General features: G+C 61.1%; 10 protein-coding genes and 2 pseudogenes. 11 read left to right on the top strand and 1 reads right to left on the bottom strand.

Annotated features, from left to right (window positions below):
- Positions 1–131: 131 nt before the first annotated feature.
- The 10 genes and pseudogenes from JQ621_RS09600 to JQ621_RS35385 all read left to right on the top strand — a co-directional run.
- Positions 132–581 carry a hypothetical protein gene (locus JQ621_RS09600; protein ID WP_249125012.1) on the top strand — a complete coding sequence of 150 codons (450 nt, stop codon included), beginning with the start codon at positions 132–134 and terminating at the stop codon, positions 579–581.
- Positions 582–679: 98 nt separating this feature from the next.
- Positions 680–1,525, top strand: a complete 846-nt coding sequence (locus JQ621_RS09595; protein WP_212234183.1) for a CE1 family esterase — start codon at positions 680–682, stop codon at positions 1,523–1,525.
- Positions 1,526–2,014: 489 nt separating this feature from the next.
- Positions 2,015–3,961, top strand: coding sequence for a methyl-accepting chemotaxis protein (locus tag JQ621_RS09590; RefSeq protein WP_212234182.1), 1,947 nt, complete (start codon positions 2,015–2,017; stop codon positions 3,959–3,961).
- A 491-nt stretch (positions 3,962–4,452) separates the two neighbouring features.
- Positions 4,453–4,644 (top strand): annotated as a pseudogene (locus tag JQ621_RS09585) (transposase); the annotation flags it as partial.
- Between the two features lie 569 nt (positions 4,645–5,213).
- Positions 5,214–6,092 (top strand): AraC family transcriptional regulator, encoded by an 879-nt coding sequence (locus JQ621_RS09580; RefSeq protein ID WP_212234181.1) that lies wholly within the window; start codon positions 5,214–5,216, stop codon positions 6,090–6,092.
- Between the two features lie 202 nt (positions 6,093–6,294).
- Positions 6,295–7,197: an alpha/beta hydrolase gene (locus JQ621_RS09575; RefSeq protein WP_212234180.1), complete on the top strand. Its 903-nt coding sequence runs from the start codon at positions 6,295–6,297 to the stop codon at positions 7,195–7,197.
- A 94-nt stretch (positions 7,198–7,291) separates the two neighbouring features.
- On the top strand, positions 7,292–8,911 hold the full coding sequence (locus JQ621_RS09570) for a flavin-containing monooxygenase (RefSeq protein WP_212234179.1): 1,620 nt from the start codon (positions 7,292–7,294) through the stop codon (positions 8,909–8,911).
- A 94-nt stretch (positions 8,912–9,005) separates the two neighbouring features.
- A complete protein-coding gene (locus JQ621_RS09565) occupies positions 9,006–9,761 on the top strand; it encodes a glucose 1-dehydrogenase (RefSeq protein ID WP_212234178.1) in 756 nt (251 codons plus the stop codon).
- A gap of 196 nt (positions 9,762–9,957) precedes the next feature.
- A complete protein-coding gene (locus tag JQ621_RS09560) occupies positions 9,958–10,188 on the top strand; it encodes a hypothetical protein (RefSeq protein ID WP_212234177.1) in 231 nt (76 codons plus the stop codon).
- Positions 10,189–10,364: 176 nt separating this feature from the next.
- Positions 10,365–10,550 (top strand): annotated as a pseudogene (locus tag JQ621_RS35385) (cation diffusion facilitator family transporter); the annotation flags it as partial.
- Here JQ621_RS35385 and JQ621_RS09555 read toward each other — a convergent pair.
- A complete protein-coding gene (locus tag JQ621_RS09555) occupies positions 10,548–10,991 on the bottom strand; it encodes a hypothetical protein (protein WP_212234176.1) in 444 nt (147 codons plus the stop codon). The pseudogene JQ621_RS35385 and the gene JQ621_RS09555 overlap by 3 nt on opposite strands.
- Before the next feature lie 417 nt (positions 10,992–11,408).
- Here JQ621_RS09555 and JQ621_RS09550 point away from each other — a divergent pair, with 417 nt between their 5' ends.
- Positions 11,409–12,605: an NAD(P)/FAD-dependent oxidoreductase gene (locus JQ621_RS09550; protein WP_212234175.1), complete on the top strand. Its 1,197-nt coding sequence runs from the start codon at positions 11,409–11,411 to the stop codon at positions 12,603–12,605.
- Positions 12,606–12,629 lie beyond the last annotated feature (24 nt).

The following is a 12,629-nucleotide window of genomic DNA, read 5'->3' as shown; positions in this document are numbered from 1 at the left end:
ACTCCAGATCGGCATTGCGCGGCCTTTCGTTTGCAGTGCCTCTGCTGGTTTTGTCGTCCCAGCCGGCCTCTTCCCACGGTGGCGTCAGTATGGAAAATGACGTGTGTAGGCTCCGATTGGGAGCATACATCATGCACTTTACCGGGTACCAGCCGCAAGCAACCGGCAGCAGGGAGTTCTGCGAAGACATTCCGGAGACCGGCAAAACGGTGGTGGTGCTGGACGCGGTTGATGATGCTCTGCGCGACATCCCGATCGAGGTGCGAATCGTGCGGGATACGGGAGACAACAGCAATTTGGAGACCATCACCGTTGTGCACCTGCAGCCCAAAGTTTACCCCTCTGGCAGCATTGCCTTGGAATATACGTTCGATAAGGCTGGAAAATTTATCGGACTGGTTACCGCGGGCGCAAAGGGCGAATACGTCTCACGGTTTCCCTTCAGTGTGGCTTCTGGAAAGTCGTTCTACGAGAAATACCTGCTTTTCATCGTAGTTCCATTGGTAGGATTTGCCTTATATCGTTATTCGGCACGTGTCAGAAAGAAATTGGACGCCCGCCTCAGCATACCACCAAACTAGCTGGGATAAGGCCGGTGATTGTTTGGCCAGGAGGGGGAACGGGCCTTGCCGCCAACCTCGCTAGGAGAGCTAGCGCGACCGGCGAGGCGAAGCTGAGGATGCGCGTTGTAATTGCGCTTGTGGTGGCATCGTGTTCTGGATGCTCCGGATCATCGGAGCCGCCGGAGGGGACTTCGGTCGTCAGCTTCGACTATGCGCACGCTGTGCGCCGCGGCTCCTGTTCCCCCGGCAGCAAGCCGGCCGGACCAGGTGCCACCGACGGCCTTACATCGCGCGATGGCTTTCATTATAACGTGAGGGCGCCTGCAAACCTCGATCCGACCTATGCGCATCCGCTGCTCGTCGTCTATGCGCCGGCGGGCTATGATGCGAAACAGAGCGAATCCCTCACCCGCCTCACCACCGAGGCAACCCGCAGCGGCTTCGTCGTGGTTTATGTCGGTAGCCGTCCTCTATCGGTGAAGACGATAGAAAAGCTTGCGCAGCTACCTAAAGAAGTTGCCGCCGTTTGGTGCGTCGATCCAAATCGAGTGTATGCGACCGGCCACTCCGATGGCGGAACGGTGTCGATTGCGCTCGCCGTTCTGGAAGAGACTACAGGCACCGTGTCGGCAATTGCTCCGAGCGCCGCGGGCTTCTCTCGGAAAGACCTCGAAGCCTTTCGATGCCCGAAGCCCATTCCGGTGATGGTCATGCACGGCAAGCAGGACACACATTTTCCGGGCTGGGGAAAGGAAGCCGCCCTGTGGTGGGCGCGCTGCAATGCCTGCGACATCGCAAAACCGCCCGCACCGCAAGCCAGTGGCTGCCTAGCATTCGAAGGTTGCGCACCCAACGGGATGACCGTTTACTGTGAGGGAGGCGGCTCGCATAATGACTGGCCGCCCATGCAAAATCAGATATTGCGATTTTTCGGATCTGCCGGATCCCAAGAGACGCGGTAAGGGGCTCGGCAAGTGAATTCCAGGAAGATATGCAGTGTCTCAAGCCGGCCATTCAGCCGCTGGCGTCGGATACCAAACGACTTTCGAAAACATTGCGAAAATCAGAAAACTTCCAAGCTGAATAAGAAGGGTTGATTCCCTTTGACCGTAAGCGATGTTCCACGATCACCCTCCGGGTGGTCGGCGACTTTTTCGCCTCGAACACGTCGAACAGTTAGCGCCGGCAATGTGCTCAGCACGCGCCATGAGTGATCCGGACGTCGCTTTCCGGCCAAGGCGTTTTGGCGCTAGTTTAGCTAAGTCTTAACAGGCATCTCGTACATTTCAAGCGATTCGAGGCAAGGAAAATGACGAGCTGGCCAGGCCGCCGGGTGATTTCGTCCGGCATAACCCTTCCGCCTCGCCAACGGCGCACGATGGAGCGAACAGATGCGTCTCAGCGACTTTCGGATCCGGTCGAGGGCCTATGCCGGCCTCGGTGGACTGCTGATGATCGCCGGCGGGCTGATCGCCGTGGGGGTCTTTCAGCTCATTGGCGTCGAACGCCAAATAGCGTGGTTCGCCGGCATTACGAGCAACGCCACGCGCAATCTCGAGGTACAGAACGTCGCCGGGCAAATGCTGCGAAACGCCCTCAAGTTCCAGACGGATCAGGACGAAGCGACCATCAAGGCGTTCGACGCCGAGCAGACGAAGGCGATCGAGTTGCTGGCCGCGGCGAAGCAAGCGTCAGTCTCTTCTGAGCGCCGTCGCCTCTATGACGAAACCTCGGACGCCATCACTTCCGCCAAGCAGAATTTCGATAAGCTCGTCGCGGTCGGCACCAACTTTGCCGCGGCACGAGCCAAGCAGTTCTCCCGCGGTGACGAGCTGACGGCTGCGGTGGCGCAGTTGCTCGATGCGGTACGCGGTCAGGGCGAGATCGCCGTCAATCGTCAGGCGAACGAGGTGGAGACGGCGGTGCTTCTCGCCCGCCTTGCGAATTGGCGCTTTCTCGCCACTCATGACGTGAAAGGCCCCGCCAGCGTCAGGACCAATGTTGAGAAAGCGATGGCGGCGCTGGGCGCTCTGCAGAAGAACACGGCGGCGGCGGGCATTCACGATTTACTGCCGGCGGTCAAAGCGGCGCTCGATGCTTATAGCGCAAGCTTCGCCGTGGCCTCGGAAGCGGCCCTGCAGGGGGACGAGCTTTACGAGAAGACAATTGTGCCGCAATTCCTGAAAATCAAGGAGCTCGGAGCCGCGGCACAGCAGACGCTCGATGCTGATCTCGTTCGTACGGCGCAGGACACGGACGAGGCCGTCTCTAACACCATGACGCGACTGAGCCTGTTGGTGGGAATCGGTGTGCTGATCGTCATTTTTCTGGGTTATGTGATCGACCGTGGCATCGTCATTCCGATCTCCGGCATGACCGCGGTTATGAAGAAGCTGGCGGGCGGCGACAAATCCGTCGACGTTCCGGCGCTGAACAACAAGGACGAGATCGGTGAGATGGCGAGGGCCGTCGAGGTGTTCAAGCGCAGCATGATCGACGCGGACCGGCTGGCGGCGGAGCGGCGCGCGGAGCAGGAGAGCAAGGAGCAGCGGCAAAAGGTTATCGAGGATTATATTGTCGAGTTCGATCGCTCGGTGCGCCAGGCGCTCGAGAACATAGCCTCGGCCTCGACCGAGCTGCGCGCCACCGCCACCGGCATGTCGGCGACGGCGGAGGAGACGCAGCGCCAGACCAGGGGGGCGGCGGCGGCTTCGAAGGAAACCTCGGCCAATGTGCAGACAGTGGCGGCGTCCTCGGAAGAGATGTCGAGTTCGATCAGCGAGATCAGCCGGCAGGTGTCGCACGCGTCGCAGATCGCCCGGCAGGCGGTGGAGGACGCGCAGCGGACGAATGGCACGGTGAACACACTGGCGGACTCGGCGCAGAAGATCGGGGAGGTGGTGCAGCTGATCCGGGACATCGCCAGCCAGACCAACCTGCTGGCGCTTAACGCGACGATCGAGGCGGCACGCGCCGGCGATGTCGGCAAGGGCTTTGCGGTGGTGGCCTCGGAGGTGAAGTCGCTGGCGACGTTGACAGCGAAGGCGACTGAGGACATCGCGGCGCAGATCGATTCCATCCAGTCGGTGACGGGCGAGGCGGTGACGGCGATCCAGGGGATCGGCGGAACGATCGGGCTGATCAAAGAGATCTCGACGGCGATCGCCAGCGCGGTGGCGGAGCAGGGGGCCGCGACGCAGGAGGTCGCGCGCAATACCCAGGAGGCGGCGAAGGGGACAGAGCAGGTCTCAGCCAATATCGCCGGGGTCAACCGCGCCGCCGAAGAGACCGGCGCCGTGGCGAGCCAGGTGCTGTCCTCCGCCGAGCAGCTCGGCCGTCAGTCCGAGACGTTGCGTACCGATGTCAACCGCTTCCTCGAGAAGATTCGCGCCGCTTGAGGTGGCGGCACTGAAGCCAGACCAGGCGACATCGCCGATGAGGCTCGGCCGCAGAGAATGACGTTGCTAGGCCGCAGGGGAAAGTCGCGCGGCCCGAAGATCGAGGAGGCATCGCGCACGCCTTTCTTTCCGCGCTCAAGCCGGTGGACGGCGCGGCTAGCTAGACCCCATGTTCGCCGTTGTTCGCAACTTGGGCATTAACCGCAGCAGCGGTCGCCTTTTCCGGCTTTTTGGCAACTGGCATCTTCGCCGTCGGTGATCGCCGACCAATCGATTTCTTAGGTCCGGTACCATCTATCTACCCTGGTGAGCTACGAGGAACGCCTGTAATCGGTCTGGTGCTGCCATCCGCAAAAGACGATAGCCGATTCTAAGATTCACCGCCGGGCGCTTGCCGCGGCTTACCGCATCTCTCCACGCGACCTTGACGACATGAGCGGAGAGTTCGCACGTCTCAACAACGATACATCTCAGAGCGTGTGCGCTAGGCCGGCCGAATTGTTTCGGTCGCCGTGATCGTTTTGGTCGGCATCAACAGCGACGGACGGCGCGAGATACTCGGGCTTGATATCGGCCCCTGCGAGGCCGAGACGTTCTGCACATTCCTGCGCAAGCTCGTTCGCCGCGGCCTGCGCGGCATCAAGCTGGTGATGTCCGACGCCCACGAAGGCATTAAGGCCGCCGCGGGATCACGTCAAATGCGAATTTGCCATCGCGAGCACAAAACAAACTACCGCAGCTAAGACAGACCGCCTGATCATTCTTCTTAGTGACTTCGATGCGCACATTTTTGAGCAATTCGTGTCCGCTTGGCGTGGTGTAGTTGGCGGCAGGTCACCGCGACTGCCGGTCTGTTGCGGGCAGGTCGGCTGGCGATGCCGGAAGGCTGACGGCGGGATCATCGCCGATCGGGGCGATAGTTTTCAACGTCCTGTCGCGGGCGCGCTGCACCATGTACCAGTCTTGGCTGAAGCGGTCGCTTGGCTGGCACGAACGATTGAGCTGCTGCCGGATTGTGTTTCGGTGCACTGCACCAAGTTTGTACCACCGCTCGGACGCTTGGGCGAAATCCGTGATGACCTCGAAGCCATTCTGGTCGAGGCCTGAGACGCAAGGCAGGCGCAGACATTGCCCAATTCAGGCGCTGCGCGATGCGCTTAACTATTAGTCGCAAATACAGTATGTTAGAATCTGCCATTTGCTCTGAGAGAACCCGTTAGAGGATCGCGCGCCGAGCATGGGAGGATACAGAATGACAGCGCTTGTGCCGCCGGATCTGATCCCAAACTGGATACCCGGCGAGAAGATCGCGGACAGTTCTCATCTTGACTGGAGCGGCCTAACGCTCAAGGGGTATCACTATCCTGACCAGGAAGCGAAGATTCCATTAATGCGCGACTACATGATCGTTATCTATGAAGGCGCGAAAGCGATCATGCAACGCAGCAGCGGCGGGCCTTGGCACAGCGATGCCGTAGAAAAGGGAGTGATCTCGCTCCTGACTCGTGCCGAACAGTCGGTTTGGCGATGGGATCGCCCGATCCGGGTGAAGCACATCTACATCGGCCACGAGATTATCGAACAGACCGCCAACCAGGTCTTCGAAAAGGATCTCGATCGGGTGAGAATGGATGATCGGGTCCGGGCGGAGGACCCGATCATCCCTCTTTACCTGAAAATGCTGGAGAGTGAACTCCAGGGCGAGGGGCTCGGCGAAAGACTCTATATTGACTCGATCCGGACGCAGCTCGCCATCCATCTGTTGCGCCACTATGCCAAGGTGGAGTTTAGGCCACCCAAGCTGGGCTCGTTCAGTCCTCGCCTACGGCGAATGATGACCGAGTTCATCGACCAGAATCTTACGAAAAACATCACGCTCGACGATCTGGCGGGTCTTGCCAGACTGAGCAGCTACCACTTCTCGCGCAAATTCAAGGCTGATCTCGGAGTGGCCCCGCACTCTTATGTTCTTTCGCGGCGCATCAAGAGGGCCGAGTGCTTGCTGAAGAGCAGCCGCCTCCCGCTGAAATTGATTGCCGCCGAATGTGGCTTCACCGATCAGAGCCACCTTATCCGCGTATTCCGCAAGTACTTGGGTGTTACCCCAAACAATTTCCGCAACAGCGCCTGATGGTTCTCTGTGCGCGCCCTTGGTAGGCGCCAGCAAGATTCTACCATGAAGCGGGGCAAGCCGGTCCAATACCGGCTCACCCCGCTGCGCTATCTTTCCTGGACAAGACGACCAAAACAGGCCCGTCCGTAGCGCCATCTTCCGCGAGAGAGATCTCCGGCGCACGCGGCGACGCCGAGGTCTTTCAAGGGGAGGAAAACCTATGGCTTCGAGCAAGCAAGCTGATTTTCTGCGTGCACTCTATCAGGATTGGACCAACCGCATGGTTGCCGATCCGAATTTGTCGATCGCGAACCTGCGTAGTATGTTTGACGAATGGGGTCAGCCGGCGCTGGAACCAGAGAATGTCTGCTACAAGAGCGATCGCGTCGGCGGTGTCGAGGCCATCTGGGCGCTTCCTGTTGGCGCCGATAACTCGCGCGCAATCGTCTACACTCATGGCGGCGGCTTTGCAGTCGGCTCGGCCGACAGCCACCGGAAACTCGCGGGACATCTGGCTAAGGCCCTCAATGTCACTGCTGTTGTGCTCCACTATCGGCGAGCGCCCGAGCATCCCTTCCCCGCCCAGATCGAGGATGCCGTCGCCGCCTACAAGGCTCTGCTCGAGAAGGGCTTTGATGCAAAGAAGATCTCGACCGCGGGCGACAGCGCGGGCGGCAATCTCGCTATCGCGAGCGTGCTCAAGATGCGCGATCTTCGCCTGCCACTGCCCGGCAGCGTGATCGCCTTCTCTCCGTGGCTCGATATGGCCCTACGCGGACCCACGCTCGAGACCAATTCAGCTACCGACGCGCTGGTCGGCCGGCCGATTCTCGAAGCAATGGCTGGCATGTTCCTCGGCGGCAAGACGGATCCGCACGATCCGCTCGCGAACCCTCTCGAAAACGACTTCAAGGGCTTTCCGCCGCTCTACATCAACGCCGGCGGGAACGAGACACTGCTCAGCGATTCCGAAACGCTTCATGCCAAGGCGAAAGCCCAAGGGGTGAAGACCGTGCTGTCAGTGGTCCCCGGCATGCAACATGTCTTTCCCGCGCTGGCCGGCCGCGCACCCGAGGCAGATCAGGAACTCGGCCGCATCGCCGCCTGGTACAAGAACCTCTGATTTGGTCACGCGCACCGGCACGCCGGTTCGCGACCCAACCCCACAACATCATGAACAGCGGCACCATTCCTCGCGTGGACAACGGAGAGAGCCAATGAACAATCTTGCCAGGAAATCCAGAACGGAAGCTGACTTCGACGCTATCGTGATCGGCGCCGGATTTGGCGGCATCTACATGCTTCACAAGCTGCGCAATGAGCTTGGGCTCAAGGTCCGGGCGTTCGAAAAGGGCGGCGGCATCGGCGGCACCTGGTACTTCAACCGCTACCCCGGCGCGAAGTCGGATACCGAGGGTTTCGTCTACCGCTACTCCTTTGACAAGGATCTGCTGCAGGAGTGGGACTGGACCACACGTTACCTGGAGCAATCTGAGATCGAGCAGTACCTTAACCACGTCGTCGATCGGTTCGATCTTCGCCGCGACATCCAGCTGAATACCGAAATCGCGAGCGCGGTATTCAACGAGCAGCGTAACCTCTGGCAGGTGCGCACGAGCACGGGCGAAGCCTTCACGAGCCGCTACCTGGTGACGGCGCTCGGGCTCCTCGCGAAGAGCAACATGCCCGACATTCCCGGACGAGACAGCTTCGGCGGCATCCTCGTGCACACCAACGCCTGGCCGCGCGACCTCGACATCACCGGCAAGCGGGTCGGCGTGATCGGTACTGGCTCCACGGGAACTCAGTTCATCGTCGCCGCCGCCAAGCAGGCCGGCCATCTGACAGTCTTCCAGCGCTCGCCACAATACTGCGTGCCGTCCGGCAACGGCCCGGTCGATCGGGCCGAGGTCGTCGAGACCAAGAAGAACTTCGACGCGATCTGGCAGCAGGTGCGCAACTCGGTGGTCGCCTTTGGCTTCCAGGAAAGCGGCGTCGAGGCGATGAGCGTTTCCGAGGAGGAGCGGCGCCGAGTCTTCCAGGAGAACTGGGACAAGGGCAACGGCTTCCGGTTCATGTTCGGCACGTTCTGCGATATCGCCACCAACCCGGAGGCCAATGCGGCCGCGGCGGCGTTCATCCGCTCGAAGATCAAGGAAATCGTCAAGGACCCGGAGACCGCGCGCAAGCTCACCCCGACCGGCTTGTACGCCAAGCGCCCGCTGTGCAACGAGGGCTACTACGAAACCTTCAACCGCGACAATGTCACGCTAGTCTCGATCGAGGAGAATCCGATCGAGGCGATCACGCCCGCCGGGGTGCGCACGGCCGACAGCGTCGAGCACAAGCTAGACGTGCTCGTCTTCGCGACCGGTTTCGACGCGGTCGACGGCAACTATCGTTCCATGGACCTGCGCGGACGCGGCGGGCGGCACATCAACGAACACTGGGGCGACGGACCGACCAGCTACCTGGGGCTGTCCACGCACGGCTTTCCCAATATGTTCATGATCCTCGGACCGAACGGCCCATTCACGAACCTGCCCCCTAGCATCGAGACGCAGGTGGAGTGGATCGGCGACCTCATCGGCCATGCTGAACGTTCACGTGCCTTGACAGTAGAGCCGACCCGGCAGGCCGAGGAGAGCTGGACAAAGACCTGCCAGGAGATCGCCAACATGACGCTCTTCCCGAAGGTGCAGTCGTGGATCTTCGGCGCCAACATCCCCGGCAAGAAGAACACCGTGATGTTCTACATGGGCGGCATCGGGGGCTACCGGAATGAACTGAAGGCGGTAGCGGACAGCGGCTATTCGACCCTGTCGTTCGACCGCTGATCTACCTCGAACTACGTCTGGACAGGGCCGGGTCAACTGGCCCGGCCCTGTCCCATCCATGTCAAGAGAACTAAGAAAGCCAGGGAGGAACTACATGGGCAGAGTCAATGGGAAAGTGGTACTGGTCACCGGTGGCGCAATGGGAATGGGGAAGTCCCATTCCGAGCTTCTGGCCGCCGAGGGCGCACATGTGTTCGTTTGCGACATCGACGCAGAAAAGGGCCGCCAGGTGGTCGACGACATCGGCGGCAGGGGCGGCACGGCCGAGTTCATCAAGCTAGACGTGACGAGCGAGGCCGACTGGCACTCAGCAGTTGCGTCGGTCAAGGCAAAGACCGGTCGGCTGGATGTTCTGGTGAACAATGCCGGTATCCTGATCCTGAAGCCTGCGCACGAGACGACGAACGAGGAATGGGATCGTATTTTCAACATCAATGTTCGGGGTGTTTTCCTTGGTATCCGTGAATGCGTGCCGCTGATGAAAGAGTCCGGTAGCGGGTCCATTATCAACATCTCGTCGATCTACGGGATCATCGCTGCGCCGTCGGCGGGCGCCTACATCGCGTCCAAGGGGGCCGTCCGGCTTCTGACCAAGTCCTGTGCAGTGGACCTTGCGCCCTTCAACATCCGGGTGAATTCGATTCACCCGGGGGTGATCGATACCCCCATGACCAAGGATCTTCTTCACGCCGATCCGGAGACACGCAAGGCGATCCTTGGGCCGACCTTGTTGAACCGCCCCAGCCAGCCCATCGAAGTCTCGCAGGCGATACTCTTCCTCGCTTCGGACGAGTCATCGTTCTTCTGCGGCTCGGAAGTTGTAGTTGACGGCGGTTATGTCGCTACCTGATCGCGGCATCGGTGGCGACCGGCAGCAACTCGATACCGTCAGGAGCGCCCGCTACGAAGCGTTCGCCTTTAGCTGAGGCAGGGTGCCCGCTCCCATGGGCGGGCACAGCTTGAGGTGCTGCATGCGTACCAGGTGCGCACGTCGGCGCCGCCAAGACCGACATCGACATGAATATGGGGATCCTGGCGCTCAAATGGTGACGCCCGGCGGCAGGCGTTACGAGACGCAGGAGAGCGGCCCGGCTTTTGCGCCGGTTGTTGTCGAAGAACGCCTTTTGGTGAAGGAGGCGCCGGTTGCGCCAGCGGCATCAATTGCTTCAGGCATGATCGAGATCGTGATCGGCGCGGCCACGGTTCGCGTTGCGTCCGGGATCGATTCGGCGAGTCTGCAGGCGGGCGCCTTCGGTCGAAAGCGTCCGATCGATTGAAGCCAGGGGCGATGCCGGCCCGGAAGCGACGCGGCCTGATCGAGATCGAACTCGGTGACGGCAAGCGCGTCATCGTTGATGAGAATGTCGACGCTGAGGCGTTGGGACGGGTTCTCGATTTTCTGAGCCGACAATGATCCCTGTTCCGAGCGGCGTCAGGGTCTGGATCGCCACGGGCAGCAGTCTTCAATGCAATATTTCTGCTGGTGGCAGTAGGTGCAATAGCCTGGGAGGCAGTTCAGCTCGTTGCTCATCCGGAACCCGTCGCCGGCCAGACCGTAATGATCGTTGCCACCATTGGCATCATCATCAATGGTTCTACTGCGTTGCTCTTCGCCTCGGGACGTAAGGATGACATCTCAAGCGCAGACCTGAGCCTTTCCTGTGACAGGTGGCAGAACCGCACGTTCGATCGAATCGAAGTCGCTTTGGGACATGTTCAATTCAACACTCAGGCTGAGGGGATCGGCATGACCGCAGAGGATATCGTCATATTTCCATTGCGTTGAGGCCAGGATCCCGTTGCGCGCGTGCAGTTCGATGGTGAGAGGCGCATGCTTGCCGCTGCCGCGGCAGTTTTGATACCCGTCTCCGATACAATAGGCTTCTAGCAACACACAGTTTCTGGCGGCATATTGCGCCGCGATCTCGATATCGATCAGTCCGAAGGCCGGATCGTCGGCTGCACCCCTTTCGTAGAAATAGAAATGGCTGATGCGCCCATAGAAGATCTTGCCGCTTGCCGGGTTGTGGGGCACCTGGGCATCGGCCCTGCCGGGCGTGCGCGGCGGAACGAGACCCATCTCGCAACTCTGTCGGCACGAATAGCACTCTATCATCGTTTCTCCCTCGCGTTCCAGCGTGATTGCTCACCTCCGCGACAGATAGGACGACGCGCATCCAACAAGCCATGATTTCTATCGGTTTGCGTACGGCCTGCTTTACCCCCCGTGGCCGGCTCGGGATGCTTGCCGCGTGCCGTCCATTCCCGATCACGATTTTAGCGATCCCAATCTTACCCACCTATTTTTCTATTTACAAGCAAGATAGACTGTTTATATCTAGCCCGAGGCTTGGGGCCTGACGACGATGCCGAAAAGGCGCATCCGGAAAGTGCTTCGGGGGGAGGAGCAATGACTAATGACTATTGACAATCATCCGCTGGGGGCGGCGATCGCCCGCCTTGCCGTTACGGTGACCGGATGACCGGAGGCGGAAGCGTGCGGATCGTGATCGTCGGCGCCGGTCAGGCGGGCGCTCGCGCAGCCCTCGCGCTGCGCAGCGCAGGCCATCAGGGCTCGATCACGCTGATCGGTGCCGAGCCGCATCTGCCCCATGAACGACCGCAATTGTCCAATGAATTGCTTACTAAGCCCGGTGCGACGGTGCAGTTCATCAAATCCGCTGAACACTGGGCTGCGCAGGGCATCGATCTCTGGTGCGGCACAGCCGTGGTCTCCGTGGATCCGGACCGTCGCGAGGTGGGTGTCGCCGATGGTCGCACTGCGGGGTTCGACCGGCTGCTTCTGGCAACCGGGATGTCGCCGCGGCGGTGTGCGGCGCTGGAAGGATCGGCCATTCCAGTCGGCTACCTGCGCACCATCGGGGATTCGCGGGCCATCCACGACCGTCTCGTGCCGGGCGTCAGGATTGTCGTCGTCGGAGGCGGTGTCATCGGGCTGGAGGTCGCCGCCGCCGCGGTTGCGGCGGGCTGCACGGTGACGGTGGTGGAAGCCGCCCAACGGCTGCTCGGCCGGGCGCTTCCCGACGTCGTGGGCCGTTTTCTGCTGGCTCTGCACACGGCGGAAGGCGTGTCGTTCCGCTATGGGGTCACGCCCACCGGTGTGGAAGGCGGGACGGTCGTTCTTTCGGACGGCACCCGCCTTCCGGCGGACCTGATCGTCGTCGGGATCGGGGTCGAGCCCTCTGCCGAGATCGTGTCGGCGTTCGGCCTGCCGGCGGCCGACAGCTTCAGGGTAGATTCCGCAACGGCGACGGCCTTCGACGGCGTCCATGCGGCCGGCGACGCGGCGCTGCAATACAGCCCCTGGCACGACCGATGGATCCGCGTTGACACCTGGGCCAACGCCCAGAACCAGGCCGTGGCAGCGGCGAAGGCGATGATCGGGCTCAACGTCAGCTACGAGGAGCCGGCGTGGTTCTGGTCCGATCAGTACAAGGTGAACCTTCAGGTCGTCGGCGATGCTGTTGCAGAGGAGCATGTCGTCCGCGGCTCGGTCGAGAGCGGCAAGTTCAGCGTGATCAGCCTGCGTGGCGGCGAGGCCGTCGGCGGCGTCACCGTCAACGACCCGCGCGAGATGGGCGCCCTGCGGAGGCTTGTCGCAGCACGCCTCAGCTTGCCGAGAGCGGACTTGGAGGACGTGCGGTTCGATCTGAGGAGAGCCGCGGCCGCGTAAGGCCGCGTCCGTACCGGGAGGAGA

It is taken from the genome of Bradyrhizobium manausense, assembly GCF_018129685.1.
GTDB classification, from domain to species: Bacteria; Pseudomonadota; Alphaproteobacteria; order Rhizobiales; family Xanthobacteraceae; genus Bradyrhizobium; species Bradyrhizobium manausense_D.
The sequence above is the reverse complement of the archived record's forward strand: the minus strand, read 5'-3'. Positions and strand labels throughout refer to the sequence as shown.

Coding starts and splice junctions, on each gene's coding strand:
- JQ621_RS09565 (WP_212234178.1), top strand. CDS start 9,006: ATGGGCAGAGTCAATGGGAAAGTGGTACTGGTCACCGGTGGCGCAATG.
- JQ621_RS09600 (WP_249125012.1), top strand. CDS start 132: ATGCACTTTACCGGGTACCAGCCGCAAGCAACCGGCAGCAGGGAGTTC.
- JQ621_RS09590 (WP_212234182.1), top strand. CDS start 2,015: ATGATCGCCGGCGGGCTGATCGCCGTGGGGGTCTTTCAGCTCATTGGC.
- JQ621_RS09580 (WP_212234181.1), top strand. CDS start 5,214: ATGACAGCGCTTGTGCCGCCGGATCTGATCCCAAACTGGATACCCGGC.
- JQ621_RS09575 (WP_212234180.1), top strand. CDS start 6,295: ATGGCTTCGAGCAAGCAAGCTGATTTTCTGCGTGCACTCTATCAGGAT.
- JQ621_RS09555 (WP_212234176.1), bottom strand. CDS start 10,991: ATGGGTCTCGTTCCGCCGCGCACGCCCGGCAGGGCCGATGCCCAGGTG.
- JQ621_RS09570 (WP_212234179.1), top strand. CDS start 7,292: ATGAACAATCTTGCCAGGAAATCCAGAACGGAAGCTGACTTCGACGCT.
- JQ621_RS09595 (WP_212234183.1), top strand. CDS start 680: ATGCGCGTTGTAATTGCGCTTGTGGTGGCATCGTGTTCTGGATGCTCC.